The organism is Streptococcus sp. 29887 (genome assembly GCF_032595075.1).
In the GTDB taxonomy this organism is placed as follows: Bacteria; Bacillota; Bacilli; order Lactobacillales; family Streptococcaceae; genus Streptococcus; species Streptococcus iners.
The window spans coordinates 224837-243889 of record NZ_CP118735.1; the positions used below are offsets into that span (position 1 = coordinate 224837).

At 42.7% G+C, this 19053-nt stretch carries 14 protein-coding genes and 1 pseudogene; 10 read left to right on the plus strand and 5 right to left on the minus strand.

What is annotated here, in order from left to right; translation table 11 throughout:
- From PW252_RS01190 to PW252_RS01200, 3 genes are all read left to right on the plus strand, one after another.
- The gene (locus PW252_RS01190) at window positions 1-3297 is read left to right on the plus strand and encodes a DUF1002 domain-containing protein (protein WP_248049681.1); all 3297 of its coding nucleotides are present in this window, start codon (window positions 1-3) and stop codon (window positions 3295-3297) included.
- A 116-nt stretch (window positions 3298-3413) separates the two neighbouring features.
- Window positions 3414-4256, plus strand: coding sequence for a mechanosensitive ion channel family protein (locus PW252_RS01195; RefSeq protein WP_248049682.1), 843 nt, complete (start codon window positions 3414-3416; stop codon window positions 4254-4256).
- 10 nt (window positions 4257-4266) lie between these two features.
- Window positions 4267-4848, plus strand: coding sequence for a DUF4352 domain-containing protein (locus PW252_RS01200; RefSeq protein ID WP_248049683.1), 582 nt, complete (start codon window positions 4267-4269; stop codon window positions 4846-4848).
- A 90-nt stretch (window positions 4849-4938) separates the two neighbouring features.
- On the opposite strand, the gene dhaM is transcribed toward PW252_RS01200, so the two are convergent.
- From dhaM to PW252_RS01220, 4 genes are read right to left on the minus strand one after another with little or no spacing between them, the layout of a single operon-like run.
- A complete protein-coding gene (gene dhaM, locus PW252_RS01205) occupies window positions 4939-5313 on the minus strand; it encodes a dihydroxyacetone kinase phosphoryl donor subunit DhaM (protein WP_248049684.1) in 375 nt (124 codons plus the stop codon).
- Complete coding sequence (gene dhaL / locus PW252_RS01210) at window positions 5310-5885, minus strand: dihydroxyacetone kinase subunit DhaL (RefSeq protein ID WP_248049685.1); 576 nt, start codon at window positions 5883-5885, stop codon at window positions 5310-5312. The genes dhaM and dhaL overlap by 4 nt, the downstream gene beginning before the upstream one ends.
- 10 nt (window positions 5886-5895) lie before the next feature.
- Entirely contained in the window at window positions 5896-6885 is a 990-nt protein-coding gene (dhaK, locus tag PW252_RS01215; RefSeq protein WP_248049686.1) for a dihydroxyacetone kinase subunit DhaK, read from the minus strand.
- A gap of 39 nt (window positions 6886-6924) precedes the next feature.
- Window positions 6925-8619: an IS1182 family transposase gene (locus PW252_RS01220; protein ID WP_398582952.1), complete on the minus strand. Its 1695-nt coding sequence runs from the start codon at window positions 8617-8619 to the stop codon at window positions 6925-6927.
- Window positions 8620-8801: 182 nt separating this feature from the next.
- Here PW252_RS01220 and dhaS point away from each other — a divergent pair, with 182 nt between their 5' ends.
- The 7 genes from dhaS (at window position 8802) to PW252_RS01255 (ending at window position 18379) form a co-directional block, all read left to right on the plus strand.
- Window positions 8802-9383, plus strand: coding sequence for a dihydroxyacetone kinase transcriptional activator DhaS (dhaS, locus tag PW252_RS01225; protein ID WP_248050595.1), 582 nt, complete (start codon window positions 8802-8804; stop codon window positions 9381-9383).
- Window positions 9364-10353: a DhaKLM operon coactivator DhaQ gene (gene dhaQ, locus PW252_RS01230; protein ID WP_248050593.1), complete on the plus strand. Its 990-nt coding sequence runs from the start codon at window positions 9364-9366 to the stop codon at window positions 10351-10353. The genes dhaS and dhaQ overlap by 20 nt, the downstream gene beginning before the upstream one ends.
- 116 nt (window positions 10354-10469) lie before the next feature.
- A complete protein-coding gene (locus PW252_RS01235) occupies window positions 10470-14861 on the plus strand; it encodes a PolC-type DNA polymerase III (protein WP_248050591.1) in 4392 nt (1463 codons plus the stop codon).
- 120 nt (window positions 14862-14981) lie between these two features.
- Window positions 14982-15566 (plus strand): hypothetical protein, encoded by a 585-nt coding sequence (locus tag PW252_RS01240; RefSeq protein ID WP_172028290.1) that lies wholly within the window; start codon window positions 14982-14984, stop codon window positions 15564-15566.
- A gap of 117 nt (window positions 15567-15683) precedes the next feature.
- On the plus strand, window positions 15684-16286 hold the full coding sequence (locus tag PW252_RS01245) for a nitroreductase family protein (RefSeq protein WP_248050589.1): 603 nt from the start codon (window positions 15684-15686) through the stop codon (window positions 16284-16286).
- A 293-nt stretch (window positions 16287-16579) separates the two neighbouring features.
- Entirely contained in the window at window positions 16580-17821 is a 1242-nt protein-coding gene (locus PW252_RS01250) for an aminopeptidase (RefSeq protein ID WP_248050587.1), read from the plus strand.
- Between the two features lie 324 nt (window positions 17822-18145).
- A complete protein-coding gene (locus PW252_RS01255) occupies window positions 18146-18379 on the plus strand; it encodes a GlsB/YeaQ/YmgE family stress response membrane protein (RefSeq protein ID WP_024378839.1) in 234 nt (77 codons plus the stop codon).
- 397 nt (window positions 18380-18776) lie between these two features.
- Here the strand turns inward: PW252_RS01255 and PW252_RS01260 are convergent.
- Window positions 18777-18905, minus strand: a pseudogene (locus PW252_RS01260) (IS110 family transposase); the annotation flags it as partial.
- Between the last annotated feature and the right edge of the window lie 148 nt (window positions 18906-19053).

Here is a 19053-nt window from a genome sequence, read left to right on the forward strand (position 1 = left end):
TTGAAAAAAAGATTGATAGTGTGTTTTATTGCGGTCTTGTTTGTCAGTGTTGCTCCGATATTTCCTATACAATCAAGTCAAGTAAGGCTTGTGCATGCTGAAACCAGTAAGAAGAAAGTTTTAACAAAACCTCATATGTCATTGGGGGGATCTCTTACAGAGGAACAAAAGACTGAAACCAAACGTCTTTTGGGTGACAGTCAAATTAGCGAGAAGCAAGTTATTTCTGTAACTGGAAAGATGGTAGCAGAATACACAGGTTCTGCTGACTCTGATGCCAAGATATACTCCAGTGCCTTCATTAAGCCCTTAGAAAAAGGTTCCGGGGTTCGGGTCGAAATTGTGACACCGGATAAGATTACGATGATTTCTGCAGCAACCTACCAAAACGCTGCCATTACATCAGGTGTCTCAGATATTCTGATTCGGATTGCTTCTGTAGAAACGGTTACTGGTGAGGGGGCCTTGGCAGGTGTTTATGCCTTGTTAGAACAAGCTGGAATTGCAGTTGACAAGACTACTGTTCAAATGAGTCAGGACGAGATCTCTTTAATAGAGAAAATCAAGGTTGAAACGTCCCTATCAGATGAAGAAGCCAACAAACTGATTGCAGAATTAAAGAAGACAATCACCTCTAATCTAGTAAAAAAGAAAGCCATCACGGATGAGTGGTTGCAGAAGCGTCTAGATGAGATTTGTGCCAGTTATCATGTTACATGTAGCGACGGACTAAAAGCAGAAATCATCGCTTGGTTAAAATCCTATTCGAAAACGGATATTGCAAAATCTACTAAGACTGTCAAGCAACTCGAACAAAGCATCCTAACGACTGAGTGGGCGGAAGTGTTATCAACATTGGATAGGGTATTAAATCCTGACGAGATTCTTGCACTTGAGAAGATGGACTATAGTGATAAAAAAGCATATCATGCCATCATTGATGCTGTTTATCGAGAGTTGCTAACCGACATCAAGGAGGGGAGGCTAGATAAAGTTAAACTAATTTATTCCCAGTCCTTTGTCATTGAACAGCTGTTGTCAAATCCGTCCATTAAAGAAAAAGAAGCACTGAACTATATTCGCACCCTATGCTATTATTTCATCGCCTTTGAAGAAGATGGGAAACTCTCTGGTGCTTTAACAAGAGATAAGAAACCAGCTTGGTTAATTGCGGATACCACAAAGGCTAATTTCCTTTATGCTTTAAATCGCTATAAAAATATTTCTCAAAATCCAAACTTGCAGGAAATAGTCAACCGTATTGCTCTGGCAACAGGCTATGCTTATGAAGCCTTTCTTTATGAGGACATTCAACAAGAAGGAGAGTTTATTCACCTAACCATTGTTTGTCCTTGCTTAGATCAGAAGGTAAAAATGAGTGTTGTTTATAACTTAAAAACGGGAGAATGCATCTTAAAAGATGGTAAGAAAACTAGTAAAACCAAGTTTTATGATTTCAAGAAACAATACAAGGTAAATCTTGAAGACAAGTATCAGAAGTTGGTGGATGATTTGAAGACTTACCAGTTGTCCGATATAGATGTAGCCATTTTCAATGCAAGTAATATCAAGCAAACAGTCTACAATGCCTATAATGAAGTTGTAGAGCAATTCTATCATTTCTCTCAATCATCGGATGCTCTTCCTAACAATTATTCTTATATCCCTATACTTGATGATATCACATACCCACCTGGAGCTAGACAGTTTAAATATGCCTTATTTGATCTGAATAGAGATGGGATTGATGAGTTGATTATCAGTGATGGGGATAATAACCACCTAGCTGTATACACTTATAACAAGGGAGCTGTTCTCTTAAAAGGAGTTAGTGGTTATCGTAATCATATGCAAGTTTTCCAAGATGGAAAGATTGTTACATATGGTTCCGGAGGTGCAGATGTTTCAGGTGTGACTATTTATACACTAGAAAATGCTGATAAAGGTCTAGTTGAACTGCACACCTTAACCAGAGAATTTAACCAGTCTGCCTCTCAATCACGTTATATTGTGGGTAAATATGATAGCAGTACTGAAATTTATCACGGTCAAGAAGAGTATTTGAGGCAGTATGGACAATATGCACCGTATCTTTCAATTGGCCCCTATACTTTTATTGACTCTTCACTTTCTGCGGCTATTTTAGACTTGAGTATTTTTCGTGATATCAGTGATAGAAAGGTCTTTGAAGCGACCTCCGAAGAGAAAGTTTCTGTCAAAGATCAGAAAAAAACGTCCAATACAGAGAAAAAGGCATCTCCGTCCTTTACTAACCTAACAGCCCTAACAGCAGCAGATAAACAGGAAATAGAAGAGTTGGTATTAAAGGGGCGTGCCTATAATAGCGAAGTTTTTGCTCGAAATGAGAAATATATTGGTACAGTTCCGAGCGCCATGACAGAGCCAGCAATTCATTATGATACGACTGATAAATATGTCACATTGAGCGAATTAACGGATGCCTATAATTCCTATAAGGCAGGTACTTATAATAGTGATGATATATTGCGAATTTGGAAAAATATATACGATATGGAAGAAATTGATGCCTCTTATAAGGATCAAGTTGGTCCGATTTTTGGAACAACTGAATATGGGCTCAAGTACTATAAGGGTGACCAGACCTTTGTATTAAACCATGGCGGTTTTGGGTACTCAAATAGTTTTAATGTTTTGCAAGAGGGATGGGAAATAGAAGAAACCTATGTCGATGTTCCAGTGGCTATGACCACTCTTGGGGAAACTGCAGCGACGACCCCAAGCTATATTGTACGTGTTAAGTTGAACAACAAACAATACAAGGGAGGCAGCGGACAGTCTAGTAAATTTTATATCGAGAATGTAAGGATGGTTATGGATACTAAATCGGATGGTTCTTACCTCACTTGGTCAACTAGACAGTCTAAAAAAATAGATGAAGCTATACAAGCTTATGGTAAAAAAGAAGGACTTGCCTTCCAATTTGATAGGGAACCGTTATTATCCTCGCCTGGAGAGTATCAAATAGCTGTTTTTACAGATAGTTCAGATAGGGAACCAGATATTAAAACCTTATTCTATTTTGGAATGGGGACTACATACGATTATTATTTCTTGTCAAGATACGATGCTGTTGGCAACTCAACAATTCCGACACGGTATGTATTCACTATTCATGGAGGTAAGCCTGTCTTACTATTAAATCGTCAAAGTGATGCAGGTTATCAAATCCCAGGAACAAATACCTACATCCCAACGTTTACATTAGTAACCGATGAGTTACAACAAGAATTTAGTAAGATATTTTCTGAGGAATAAATGTGGAGAAGTAGGTAATTAGTTCTATATAGTATGGGTGGTATGGATAGGAGCTAAAAAGACAGTCATTTGGCTGTCTTTTAGTTTTTTATAGGTTTTTCTGCTATAATGATGGTATGAATGAATTTATCCAGAAATATGTTTCTCAGTTTAATGTGGATGCCATCTTGACAGCCTTTGTCAATAAAACCCTTTCGTTGGTGCTCCTCTTTCTTGCCTTTTACATCATAAAAAAACTTGCTAAGGCATCTGTAAAAAAAGTCTTAGTGCCATCTCTGAAAGTATCCACTCAGGACATTGGTCGCCAGAAAACCATCAGCCGTCTAGTGGAGAGTATCCTGAATTATTTGCTCTACTTTATCCTTATCTACTGTATTTTAAGTATCCTTGGTTTGCCTGTTTCAAGTCTGCTTGCAGGTGCGGGGATTGCAGGGGTAGCTGTTGGCCTGGGGGCGCAAGGTTTTTTGTCAGACCTAGTCAATGGATTCTTTATCCTGATAGAGCGACAGTTTGACGTGGGGGATGTGGTCAAGCTGACCAATGGGCCCATTACAATTTCAGGCACTATTGTGAGCATGGGCATTCGGACCACCCAGGTAAGGGATGCGGATGGAACCCTGCATTTTATCCCCAATCGCAATATCCTTGTCGTGTCCAACCAATCCCGTGGAGATATGCGGGCTCAGGTGGATATCCCACTCCAATTTAATACCGACTTGGAGCGAGTTGGCCAGGTTATTGAAGAAGTCAACCGTAGAGAAGTCAGCAACTTTGACCAGATTACAGGAGTGACAGTTCTTGGACCACAAAATACGACCAACGGCCAGTTTGTTTACCGTGTCAATCTCTTTGTAGCCCACGGGCAGCAAAGTAGTATTTATCACCAGTTCCTTGGTTTTTATCAGGAAGCACTACGGCAAGCAGGCATTGACTTGCCAACCACCAGTCTAACCAAATAAGGAGTTTCAGATGGAAGTGAAGGATTTTGTCGTTGAAAATGGGCAGATGTATTATAAGAAAAAGCCATTCTTCAAGCAACCATTATTTTGGACCAGTATAGTTGGTCTCCTCCTGTCTTTTATTCTAGGTGTGACCTGTCTGATTTTGATGATGAGCCCCAGTGTATCAGATACCAGTAGCTATTGGGATACAGAGGGATATTTCGACGATACCATAAGCTATACAGAGTACCAAGTGGGTGATAGTGTAGATTTTTCTACGGGTTTGCAGATTACGGTGACTTCGATGGGTAAGGATGACAGCCTTGCTCCAGTCGGTGATTTTGGCTATCCTTATCTTGTGGAAATGGATGTGAAAAATCCCACAGATGAAGTGGTGTATTTTGATGAGTACCATTTTCAACTAATTGATGATGAAACCTACCTTCCCTATGACTTGGATATGCGAACCTACGATGTTAATCTCATGGAGAAAATAAACCCTGGAGAAATGATAAAGGTAAAATTAATCTATGAGGTAGATCAAGAGAGCAGTGTGGGTTTCATTTATGAAAATGCCATCTGGACAGAGTTAATCGGAGAAGGAATTTAATCTTGCTCTAGCCAAATAAAAACCCACGGTAGAATGAATTCTACTGTGGGCGTTTTTGTGTGGTTACCATGTTTTTAGCTAACAATAAATTTATTTTTTAATTTCAAGCTCCTGCAATTGGTCAAGGATGGTATCCAGATCTGCCCCAGCCTGTAAGAGGGCCGCAGCTGTGTAGCATCCTTCTACAACTGGCACAGTTTGGATAAGGACTTGCTTGTCAGAAAAATCGGCAGCCAGTTCAATGTTCATCCTAGCACTCCCAAGATCAAAGAAGGCAAGGACTGTACTTGCTGGATTTGTTTCAATCCTGTCTTGTACAATTTCAAAGCTAGTTCCGATACTGCCATCCTCCAATCCTCCACAGTAGGTAATCGGAATATCTTTTGCGACTTCGGATACTAGGTCAATAATACCTTGAGCCAGATTTTTGGAATGGGATACTAGTAGGATACCAACTACTGTCATAGTCCTGCCTCCAACAAGGCTTCAAAGAGAAGCCCAGACGAGAAAGAACCTGGATCAATGTGACCGATAGAGCGTTCGCCAACATAGGAAGCTCGCCCTTTGGTTGCAAGGATATCTTTTGTTGCCTGAACAGCCTCATGTATAACCTCTACTGAGAGCTGGTTTTCTCTTAGGGCAGCAATGACAGGGACCCAAACATCCACCATGGTTTTTTCACCCAATTCGGCCTTGCCGCGTTTTTGGATCATGTCCAAACCTGCTTGTAGCGTATCAGCTAAATCCGCGCCAGCCTGACTGGCTTTAGTTATCCCCATAAAAGCAGAGCCATAGAGAGGACCAGAAGCACCGCCCACCTTGCTGAGGAGTTGCATGGCAACCACTTTGAAAACCTGGTCAGCACTCTCGTAGTCTTTTTCAGATAACTCCTGTATGACAGCCGCCATCCCTCGAGCCATGTTTCCGCCATGATCTCCATCTCCGATAGGAGAGTCCAGTTCACTCAAATAATCCTTATTCGTTTGAATTTTTTCGTTGAATTTCTCCATCCATGTCAATGCTGTTTTTGCATCCATAAGCGTTCTCCTACCAAGCGACAACTTCAACAGGAGCCTGTAAAGCGTCTATCCAGCTTGGATCTTCTAGTTTAATCAAAGTCAGTGACAGTCCAGCCATATCAATGGATGTCATATAGTTACCGATTTTCTTGTAATCGACAATAACCCCTTTTTTAGCTAGTAATTGCGCAACGTCGTTGGCAAAAACATATTGCTCCATGAGAGGAGTTGCTCCAAGACCATTGATAAGGACACCGTAGTGTTCACCATCTTGAATGTCAAAGCCTTCAGCCAATTTCTCAACCAATTCTTCAGCCAATTTTGCAGATGGTTGTAGCTTTTCTTTCTTATAGCCAGGTTCGCCATGGATACCAACGCCATACTCAAATTCATCTTCTTCAAGGACGAAGCCTGGTTTGCCCACTTCAGGAACAGTAGCGCCTGAAAGCGCAAGACCGATAGTCTTGATTTGTGGAACGAGGCGGTCAGCTAATTCTTTAATCTCAGCAAGCGATTTACCAGTTTCAGCAGCATGACCGAGAATCTTGTGGACAAGGATGGTACCTGCTACGCCACGACGGCCTTGGGTATAGAGGCTGTTTTCCACAGCGATATCATCGTCCACAACGACACTAGCCACTTCGATTCCTTCCATTTCAGCCAACTCTTGTGCCATTTCAAAGTTCATGATGTCGCCAGAGTAGTTTTTGATGACCATGAAGACTCCAGCGCCTTCATCAGCTGCCTTGATGGCTTCCAAGATTTGGTCTGGGGTTGGTGAGGTAAATACTGCGCCACATACAGCGGCGGACAACATGCCCTTGCCGACAAAGCCTGCATGAGAAGGTTCGTGACCAGAACCACCTCCTGAGATGATGCCAACTTTGCCAGTCTTTTCCGCCTTACGGACAATGACCTCAAACCCCTCTAAACGATCGACAAGGTCATTGTGCATAAAGACAAGGCCTTTCAACATTTCGTCAACGACATATTCAGGTTGGTTAATGATTTTTTTCATGAGATAGACTCCTTTGTTTTTTATACTGTTATTATATTTTTAAATAATTGAAAAAGGAAGAGGCTGGGCAAAAACTAGCCAATAACTAAAAAAATACACAGACAGATTGAGCTGCTTCAGATGAAATCCAGCCGAACTGTCTGTGTTTTTCTTTCTGTTTCTACTCTCTTGGACTAATTTCTTAGCCAATTTCGTTAGATTCATGCTCATTAGGAGGAATCCTATCTCTGTTTCAACCACCTTTTGACCTCTGACATGGACTCTGCGCACGCCAAAAACACCCTTCATCCTACCAAATACAGGTTCGACATCCACCTTGCGTTTGGCATAAATGCGGGCTCCCTCTTTACTTGTCAATTCCTCTTTGACTAAGTTCTTGAAATAGTTCCACGTAGGATTATACTGAATTTGTTTGAGGTTTCCTTTTTCCGTCCGTGCTAACTGGTCTAACTCTTTACTAGCTTGTACAGGATCAGCTTCGTAAATCTTAATATCTTTCTCAAATCCATACTTGTCCATTCTTCGTGAATAATTCTTAAACGAGTAGACAACCCCATCTGGCTTTATCCATTGGTCAGAATCTTCCAAGTAAGTCCAGTTTTCAGGATTGGCATCACTCTTCTTATAGCTTTTCTTCTGCTCTTTCTGATATGTTCCGTAGGGAATCAGAGGTGTTTTCTCCAGGTCATCAAGGATAAAGCTATAATTTTCTTCACTACCATAACCTGCATCTGCGACAATGTGTTGAAAGAGTTCTAAGGTTTGGATGGATTGAAGAAAGGGCTTGAGTGTACGAGTGTCAGTTGGATTCGGAAACAGTCCGTAAGCTAAGGCAAACTGGTTGTTTGTACCAAGTTGAAGGTTGTAGCCCGGTTTGAGCTGACCATTCTTCATAGGATTTTCTTTCATCCGCATAAATGTTGCATCATGATCCGTTTTAGAGTAGGAGTTTCGTTCTTGTAAAATCTGTTTATCTCGTTCGTACTTCTGTTTCCGAACAAGAAAATCCTCTTTCAACTTTCTCTTTAGTTTCTTAATTCTTCTTCGTTTCTGTCTGTTGGCTGAGCCACCTTTACTGACTTTAGGCTCTTGTGAGATAGCTTCTTCCACCTCGTCCAATACTTGTTCTGTTTCTTGTAGGAGTTGGTTTAGTCCCTCGCTAGTGAGGCATTCTTCCTTGGACAAGGCGGTATTTACCCCTTCTTGGACTAGTTTGTCATAGAGGGCTGAAATGTTTCCATTCAAGGCATCTTCATAGCGTTCAACGGCCTTTCTCCATGTGAAAGAATACTTGTTGGCATCAGCTTCTACCTTAGTCCCATCAATGAAGAGAGCCTCATCTTCAATCAAGCCATTCTCTCTGAGAAGGAGGGTGAAGTAGATGAAGGCAGTTTTGATGAGCTGATTGGCGTGTGTGCTAGCCCGAAAACTATTGATGGTCCGATAACAGACATAGGTATCCTGACTCAGCCATTTCATAGGAATGACTTCTTCATTCATTTGAACGATTTTCCGACCAGAGAATACCTGACGAGCATAGGCGAACAGGGTCATTTTGAGCAACATGGCTGGATGAAAGGCTGGACGACCTGTGTGGGAAGTTTCTCCTAATAGAACGGATTGAGGAATGGTATCCACAAACTGACTAATCAGACGAGCCTCATGCGTTGCAGGTAAATCCCAAGCAATATTTAATTCCAAACTTAACTGATTTGTGTTATACTGTTTATACATTTTCATGCCTTTCTAGTTGTTTTGTGGTTATTATAATTATAAAGCATGAAATGGAAAACGAGCAACTCCTAATTGGAATTGCTCGTTTTTTTACTGTGAGAAGCTAGTTTTTGCCCAGCCTCTTTTGTTTCTATCAAAAGCATGATAGGGTATAATGGAGAGGAAGCGAAAGGAAGTGACATATGCCAACCTCGTTGATTACCAAGAAAAGAATCGCCAAGGCCTTTAAAAGGCAATTATCGCTAAAATCATTTGATAAGCTTTCTGTTGTAGATATCATGCAGGAAGCAGGTATCCGTCGTCAAACCTTTTATAATCATTTTTTGGACAAGTATGAGCTACTGGATTGGATTTTTGAAACAGAATTGCAGGAGCAGGTGACAGACAATCTGACCTATATCAGTGGGGTGAAGCTCTTAGATGAACTGCTCTATTACATTGATTGTAACCAGGTATTTTATAAACACTTGTTTGAAATTGAGGGACAAAATGACTTTGTGACCTATCTGGAAGGCTATTTTAGGGTTCTGATGGTAAAATTATTGGCGGAATATCAGTCCAAAGAAGGTCGATATTTTACAAGGCAGGAACAGGAGTTTTTAGTGACCTACCATTCGAGCGCTTGGATTGGTCTGATTAAGAAGGGGCTAGCTCAATCCCCTTGTGCTATTCATAGCATGTATGGCCAAATTATCACCTTACTAGAGCAGTCATTTTCTAATCACAATTCGAGGGAGAAGAGGGATGGTATTTATAAAAAATAGACAGGATAATGTGATTGCGGATTACATTGAAGGATTCTGTCGGACAAATAAGTATGTAAAGAAACTTGAACATCAACCTATTCTAGTTCAAAAAGAACAGGACATTCAGCTGGTTCCCATCATCTCAGGTGGTGGTTCTGGGCATGAACCGGCCCATGTCGGTTTCGTGGGCAAAGGAATGCTGACTGCAGCAGTCTATGGAGAGATTTTTACTCCACCAACTGCCGAAGAAGTCTTGGCAGCCATTCGTGCTGTTCATAAGGGTAAGGGAGTTTTTCTGATTGTCAAAAATTTTGAAGCGGACTTAGAAACCTTTGGTCAGGCTATTGCGGAAGCGAGAAAGGAAGGTATAGCTGTGAAATATATTGTATCCCATGACGATATCTCAGTCGATACCAAGGATAATTTCCGCATGCGCCACCGTGGGCTGGCGGGGACTATTCTTCTGCATAAGGTTCTTGGAGCTGCAGCTCTCTCTGGCTACAATTTAGATCAATTGGAACAACTGGGGCTTTCTCTAGCAACAGAGATAGCGACTATTGGTTTTGCGACCAAGTCAGCCAGCTTGCCAGATGTCAGCCAGCCTTTATTTGATTTGGCGGATGGAGAAATTTCCTATGGAATTGGCATTCATGGAGAGGAAGGTTATCGCACCGTAACCTACGAATCTTCGGAGCAATTAGCTAATGAAATTGTCAATAAGCTAAAACTGAAATTCCGTTGGAAGGAGGGGGAGGAGTATGTCCTCTTGGTCAACAATCTAGGGAACCTGTCTGAGCTTGAGCAAGGTATCTTTCTCAATGATTTGTACCAGTTCTTGGAATTAGAAGGCTTGAAACTACCCTATATTAAAACAGGTAAGTTTATGACCAGTTTGGATATGGAAGGTATATCTGTCACCCTTTGTCGTGTCAAGGATCCAGTCTGGCTAGACTTCTTGCAGGCTCCGACAGAAGCTGCGGCTTGGTAAGTTAAGTATCAAATGATGAACCTCTTTTGGAATGCCGAAGAGGTTTTTTCTCTCTCCCAAGAAAATTTCTTCCATTTATGGTAAAATGTTTCTAACGAACTACAAAGGAAAAGGTCATGTCAGATAAGTTTCAGCTCTTGCTTCAACAAATCGGGATGCCTCTTGATGCTCAGCAATCAGGGGCTTTTTCGACTGCAACGATTGAGAAAGTGGTCTTGCACAAGGTCAGCAAACTCTGGGAATTTACCTTCCGCTTTGAAAAGCCCTTGCCGCTGATGGACTATCAACTCTTCAAGGCTCGTTTGGCGACAGAGTTTGAAAAGGTGGGGAACAGGATTCAATTTTCTATCGTCAGTGATGCGGAAAGTTTTGAAGCGGGCTTAGTAGAGGCCTATTATCCAGAAGCTTTTACGGAAGATTTGTGCCAGAGTGCAGGTTTTAAGGCGCTTTTTCAATCTTTGGAGGTTGTTTATCGGGAGAATACTCTGTGGATAAAGGGGCCTGAAACTATTGATACCGTTCATTTTCGGAAGAATCATCTGCCAAATCTTGTGGAGCAATACAAGCGATTTGGTTTTGGGAATCTTGCGGTGGACATTGAAGTTTGCCAGGAGATGACGCAGCAGCAGGCTGCGGCTTTCCATGCGCAGAATGAGGAAATTTACCAGCAGGCCAATGAGGAAAATCTGGCGGCCCTGGAACAACTGGCGCAAATGGCGCCACCACCAGAGGCAGCTCAGCCATTTGTCCCAGAATATAAGAAAAATCGTCCGGCCAAGGTCAATATCGAAAAGGCTGAGATTACGCCTATGATTGAGGTGGATAGCGAGGAGAATCGGATTGTCTTTGAGGGTCTGGTCTTTGAGGTCGAGCAGAAGACGACCAAGACGGGGCGTGTCATTATCAACTTTAAGATGACCGACTACACTTCGTCCTTTACCTTGCAGAAGTGGGCTAAGAATGAGGAAGAGGCCCAGAAGTTTGATATGGTCAAAAAGGGCAACTGGCTGCGGGTGCGTGGAAATGTGGAAACCAATAATTTCACCCGTGATTTGACTATGAATGTCCAGGAGGTCCAGGAGGTTAAGAAGGAAATTCGTAAGGACCTTATGCCTGAAGGGGAGAAACGGGTCGAGTTTCATGCCCATACCAACATGTCCACTATGGATGCCCTGCCAGCCGTTGAAGACTTGGTGGCGCGTGCTGCGGCTTGGGGACACAAGGCGGTGGCCATTACTGACCATGGAAATGTTCAGTCCTTCCCCCATGGCTATCATGCTGCTCGTAAGGCTGGTATTAAGCCCCTCTTTGGGATGGAAGCCAATATTGTTGAGGACTCAGTTCCCATTGTCTACAATGAAGCGGATATGGTCTTATCCGATGCGACCTATGTGGTCTTTGACGTGGAAACGACAGGTCTTTCCGCGGTTAACAATGCCCTGATTCAGATTGCAGCATCCAAGATGCACAAGGGCAATATCATTGCAGAATTTGATGAATTTATTGACCCAGGTCACCCGCTCAGTAAATTTACGACTGAACTGACAGGGATTACAGATGAGCATGTGCGTGGTTCCAAGCCTTTGGAGCAAGTTCTGCGGGAGTTTCAGGACTTCTGTCAGGATTCCATCATGGTTGCCCATAATGCGACCTTTGACGTTGGTTTCATGAATGTCAACTATGAACGAGCTGGTTTGCCAATCATCAGCCAACCGGTCATCGATACGCTAGAATTTGCCCGAAACCTTTATCCAGACTACAAGCGGCACGGTTTGGCAGCCTTGACCAAGCGATTTGGTGTTGCTCTTGAGCATCACCACATGGCCAATTATGATGCGGAGGCCACTGGTCGCCTACTCTTTATCTTCTTAAAAGAAGCCTTGGAGAAACACAATCTGATCAATCTCAACCAGCTCAATACAGAATTGGTGGCGGAGGATTCTTATAAGAAGGCCCGCGTCAAACACGCTACGCTCTATGTGGTCAATCAGGTTGGTTTAAAAAATATCTTCAAACTGGTTTCCCTGTCCAACACCAAGTATTTTGAGGGAGTTCCTCGTATTCCCAGAACGGTTCTGGATGCCCACCGAGAAGGCTTGATACTAGGGACGGCCTGCCAGGAGGGCGAGGTTTTTGATGACCTGCTTTCTAAGGGCGTGGATGATGCGGTTAAGACAGCGGGCTATTATGATTTTATCGAGGTCATGCCACCAGCTCTCTACGCTCCTATGATTGCCAAGGAGCAATTCAAGGACATGGCAGAGATTGAAGAAACCATCAAGCAGTTGATTGAAGTGGGACGTAGGGCAGGTTTGCCTGTTCTGGCGACTGGAAATGTCCATTATATTGACCCAGAAGAAGAGATTTACCGAGAAATCATTGTCCGTGCTTTAGGTCAAGGGGCACCGATTAACTGGACCATTGGAAATGGTGAGAATGCTCAACCAGCTCCGCTACCAAAGGCTCACTTTAGAACGACCAGTGAGATGTTGGATGAGTTTGCCTTCTTGGGTGAAAGTCTAGCCCGTGAGATTGTCATTACCAATCCCAATGCCATGCTGGACCGGTTTGAAGATGTTCAGGTGGTCAAGTCGGACCTCTATACGCCTTATATCGAAAAGGCCGAGGAAACGGTTGCGGAATTGACCTATCAAAAAGCCTTTGAAATTTATGGTAACCCCTTGCCAGATATCATCGATCTGCGGATTGAGAAGGAATTGACGTCCATTCTGGGTAATGGATTCGCCGTGATTTACCTAGCATCGCAGATGTTGGTACAACGGTCAAATGAACGGGGCTACCTGGTTGGTTCACGGGGGTCTGTTGGCTCCAGTTTCGTTGCGACCATGATTGGGATTACCGAAGTAAACCCCATGCCTCCTCATTATGTCTGTCCAAATTGTCAACACAGTGAATTTATTACAGACGGTTCCTATGGTTCAGGTTTTGACCTGCCAGACAAGGACTGTGAAAAGTGTGGGACCAAGTATAAAAAAGATGGCCAGGACATTCCTTTCGAGACCTTCCTTGGTTTCGATGGTGACAAGGTTCCCGATATTGACTTGAACTTCTCAGGGGATGACCAACCCTCTGCCCATTTGGATGTTCGGGATATTTTCGGCGAAGAAAATGCCTTCCGTGCAGGAACGGTAGGTACGGTAGCGGCTAAGACTGCCTATGGTTTTGTCCGAGGCTATGAGCGGGATTATGGCAAATTCTATCGAGATGTGGAAGTGGAACGCTTGGCGGCTGGAGCGGCCGGTGTCAAACGGACGACTGGTCAGCACCCAGGGGGAATTATTGTATTTCCTGACTACATGGATGTTTATGATTTTACGCCTGTTCAGTATCCTGCCGATGATGTGACGGCCAACTGGCAGACCACCCACTTTAACTTCCACGATATTGATGAAAACGTCTTAAAACTTGATGTTCTGGGACACGATGATCCGACCATGGTTCGCAAGTTGCAGGACTTGTCTGGCATTGATCCACAAACCATCCCTGCTGATGACAAGGGAGTGATGGCCCTCTTTTCTGGTACGGAAATTCTGGGAGTTACTCCAGAGCAGATTGGGACACCGACAGGTATGCTAGGCATTCCTGAATTTGGGACCAACTTTGTACGGGGGATGGTGGAGGAAACCAAACCGACCACCTTTGCGGAACTCTTGCAGTTGTCTGGTCTATCCCACGGTACAGACGTATGGTTGGGCAATGCCCAGGACTTGATTAAGGCAGGAATTGCTGACCTATCCACCGTTATCGGTTGTCGGGATGACATCATGGTGTATCTCATGCACGCAGGTTTACCGCCTAAGATGGCCTTTAACATCATGGAACGGGTGCGGAAAGGGATGTGGCTCAAGATTTCCGAGGAAGAGCGAAATGGCTATATCCAAGCTATGAAGGATAACAAGGTGCCAGACTGGTACATCGAATCCTGTGGAAAAATCAAGTACATGTTCCCTAAAGCCCACGCGGCTGCCTACGTTATGATGGCCTTGCGGGTTGCCTATTTCAAGGTTCACTATCCAATTTACTACTATTGTGCTTATTTCTCTATTCGTGCCAAGGCCTTTGATTTGGCGACCATGTCAGGCGGTCTAGATAAAGTCAAGGCCAAGATGGAAGAAATTGCTCTCAAGAAGAAGAACAATGAAGCCTCGAATGTTGAGCAGGACCTTTATACCACACTTGAGTTGGTCAATGAGATGCTGGAACGTGGCTTCAAGTTCGGTAAGCTGGACCTTTACAAGTCCCATGCGACCGACTTCTTGATTGAAGAAGATACCCTCATCCCGCCATTTGTTGCTATGGATGGTCTGGGAGAGAACGTTGCCAAGCAGGTTGTGGCGGCGCGTGCCGAGGGAGAATTCCTCTCCAAGACAGAACTCCGTAAACGGGGAGGTCTATCTAGCACTCTTGTTGAAAAAATGGATGAAATGGGCATTCTAGGCAAAATGCCAGAGGATAACCAGCTCAGTCTCTTTGATGATTTGTTTTAAGATTTGACCTTGCCCACTTGAGGCAAGGTTTTTTTGCTTTGTTGTTTTGTATAAAAGTTTGATTTTAACTAATATATTCGATATAATAACAACAAGATTGGGAGATAAAAGGAGAAGATAATGGAAAAACGGATACATTTAGTTAGTATTTTCTTGATCTTGGTATTGCTATCAGCTTGTACTAGCTCAAGTCAACATACTGAAGCTATTAAGAAAGAAGAAGTAGCTACTGTGGAAACAGAACAATCAGCGAATGATCATCAGTCTAATTCAGAGGCTACAAAATTAAAATCTGTAGAACTTGACAATGGTTTTAGACTTGGAGTTCCAGCTCATTGGGAGGTTGAAGGAGGGAGTTCTGAGTATAGTATTCTTCGCTTTATATCTGAGGATGATTTAATGCAAGTAGATATATTTGCTGTGGAGGAGGATAGACAGGCTCAGGAAGAACGTTTCAGGACGGACGAAAAGTTTGTTCCGATCACTTTAAGTGATACAGAAGGATATGTAGAGAAAAAGGTAGAATCGGTTGAAGTATCTGAAGAGGGAGCTGTTCCTAAATATATTTATACGTATTCATTTAACATAAATGGGAAATATACACTAACAGCCGGTTTTTATGCAATTACAGATCGTTTGGGCGATGAGGGGATAGACGATGTGATGCATCTAATCTTAGAAACTGCCGAGGACCTTAATCCTTAATTTATTGAAAATATAAAAAAGAAATCAAAACTCTTGACTATTCTCCTGGACAGGTATATAATCTCTACATAGTGATAAATACTACTATGTAGTAACAATAAGAAAAGAGGAAATCCTATGTCAAACTTTGCAACACTTCAAGAAACTCGTCGTTCTATCTATGCACTTGGTAAAGAATTGCCAGTATCAAACGAAGAAGTAGTAGCGCTTGTAGAAAAAGCCATGAAAGAATCTCCATCAGCTTTCAATTCACAATCAAGCCGTGCAGTTGTGCTTTTCGGTGCTGAATCAGATGCTTTCTGGAACGAAATTGCTTACAGCGAATTGGAAAAAGTAACGCCAGCAGAAGCTTTTGAAGGCACAAAAGGTCGCTTGGCTAGCTTTGCAGCTGGTGCTGGTACTATCTTGTTCTTCGAAGACCAAGATGTTGTCAAAGGCTTGCAAGAAAGCTTCCCACTTTACGCTGAAAACTTCCCAATCTGGTCTGAACAAGCTCACGGTATCAACTTGTACGCAGTATGGTTGGCTTTCGCTGAGAAAAATATCGGCATGAACGTACAACACTACAACCCATTGGTTGATGCACAAGTTGCTGAAAAATACGGTATCCCAGCTAACTGGAAACTCCGTGCACAAGCACCATTCGGAAGCATCGCAGCTCCAGCAGCAGACAAAGACTATATGGCGGATGGGGACCGTGTAAAGGTTTTTGGTAACTAATACTCTGCGAAAATTGGTATCAGACGTTGTTGACTTGATGTGATGAACCTTAGTTCTATTTACATCTGCGTCGCCTAGTCTGATTCCAATTTTCATTGAGTATATATAATTTCAGTTTGCTTTATTACGTCGTTAAGTTGCTTTGATTTGCGTCAACTCTCAGTCGGTTGACGGATAGAAATTGAAATTAATGATTGATTTACTAAACTTCCTGTTTTGCGGGAAGTTTTTTTGTCAGCCCAGCTTCAAAATATGATACAATAATCTAGTATTACATTTCAAAGGAGAAAAAAATGGTATTACCAAATTTTAAAGAAAATCTCGCTAAATATGCCAAACTCTTGGTTTCAACAGGTATCAATGTGCAACCTGGTCACACTGTTCAATTGACAATTGGTGTGGAACAGGCTGAGTTGGCTCGTTTGATTGTCAAAGAAGCATACGCTCACGGTGCTAAGGAAGTCTTGGTCAATTGGTTGGACGATGTGATTGCGCGTGAGCGTCTGGTCAATGTAGATGTGGAACTCTTGGAACAAGTTCATCCACAACGCATTACCGAAATGAACTACCTTTTGGAGCGCAAGGCAAGCCGTTTGGTGGTCTTGTCTGATGATCCTGGTGCATACGATGGCGTTGATCCTGAGAAATTGTCTCGCAGTGCACGCGCAATCAGCCAGGCCTTGAACCCAATGCGTCAAGCAACGCAAGCGAACAAGGTTAGTTGGACACTTGGTGCAGCCTCTGGTTTGGAATGGGCTAAAAAAGTCTTCCCAAATGCAGCATCTGACGAAGAAGCAGTGGACCTCCTTTGGGACCAAATCTTCAAGACTTGCCGTATCTACGAAGAAGATCCAATCAAGGCGTGGGAAGAGCACGAGGCACGCTTGGTGGCTAAGGCTAAGGTCCTTAACGACGAGCAGTTTGTCAAATTGCACTATACAGCACCAGGAACTGACCTTGTTCTCGGTATGCCGAAAAACCACTTGTGGGAAGCGGCTGGTTCGGTCAATGCCCAAGGTGAACACTTTATTGCCAATATGCCAACAGAAGAGGTCTTCACAGCACCAGACTACCGTGTGGCAGACGGCTATGTAACATCCACAAAACCACTCAGCTACAACGGTAACATCATCGAAGGTATCAAGGTAACCTTTAAAGATGGTGAAATTGTGGATGTAACTGCTGAAAAAGGCGATGAAGTTATGAAGAAATTGGTCTTTGACAATGCTGGAGCGCGTGGTCTTGGTGAAGTTGCCCTTGTTCCAGACAAGAGCCCGATTTCTCAATCAGGTGTGACCTTCTTCAATACACTCTTTGATGAAAATGCATCAAACCACTTGGCGATTGGGCAAGCCTATGCCTTTTCTATCGAAGGTGGTACAGAAATGAGCCAAGAAGAGCTCAAAGAAGCAGGCCTTAACCGTTCTGATGTCCATGTGGACTTCATGATTGGCTCTAACAAGATGAACATTGACGGTATCCGTGAAGACGGTACTCGTGTGCCAATCTTCCGTGACGGTGAGTGGGCAATCTAATGATATTTGAATGAAACTGGGCAAAAAGCCCAGGATCACTTCTCAGAGTTCGTGTCAACATCTCAGCGCAGTGGTTGATTGGCAGATTTGTTCGTGTTTTGCACTCCAAATCTGACCACTACGACTGATGCGAACTCTGTTCGCTCTATCTCCGACCTCCAAAGGTTCCCCCAAACCTTTGGAGCTATGCTGGGGTGGGAGTGAAACAGTCTGGGGATAGACTGTTTCAGCTCAACAACTGGAAATAAGGACTTGTTGACGAACTCTTTTTGACCTAGTCGAGTTCTTTCCCACTCCCATTTTGTAAATAAGGAGGAATACGGAATGTTATCAAGTATAATCGCTGGAGCCATTATTGGCTTGATTGCTGGGGCTTTGACTTCATCAGATGACCGTCGTGGCTGTCTAGGAAATATTATCCTTGGACTTGCAGGTTCATGGATTGGACAGTTGCTCTTTGGTGATTGGGGTCCGCAGTTTGCTGGTATGGCCTTGGTACCGTCAGTCTTTGGAGCAGTATTGCTGGTGGCGATTTTTAGCAGTTCTAGACGGAACTAACTAAAATAATTCTATTATCCGATTTTTTCAGAAAAATGGGATAAATTTACTGGTATGCCGATATTATCAAAAGTTGCTTTTTATAGCTTTCGTGTTATAATAGAAATAGAAAAAGGTAGTTGCGCTAACAACCACCTAACGTAGAACCGTTAAAAAGACGGTGGCTCGTAGTTTAGATTTAATCCGTCCTACTCGCGCAAAAGTGGGGACGGGTTATTTTTCTACCATTTGTCAAGTCCATCAAGGTATTTGACGAAAAATATTTTGAGTCTCGAAATCCAAATATGGAAATTGTTTTCTTTTGGACTAAAGTTTCGTGTAAAAAAGAGTACACGAAATTAACACCTTATGTTGAAAATTTTTGATAAGGTGTTACAATAATATTGCATAAACAATCTTACTGATTTTGGGTTAAAGTGTAATCGTAAAGTTTGTTATGCGTTATGAGGTAATACATTGTCCGAATGAGACGATGTATGGAGGCAATCGTGTGTGGCTTGGTTGAAGTCGTTTGCGATTGTCTTTTCTACCATTTGTCAAGTCCATCAAGGTATTTGACGAAAAATATTTTGAGTCTCGAAATCCAAATATGGAAATTGTTTTCTTTTGGACTAAAGTTTCGTGTAAAAAAGAGTACACGAAATTAACACCTTATGTTGAAAATTTTTGATAAG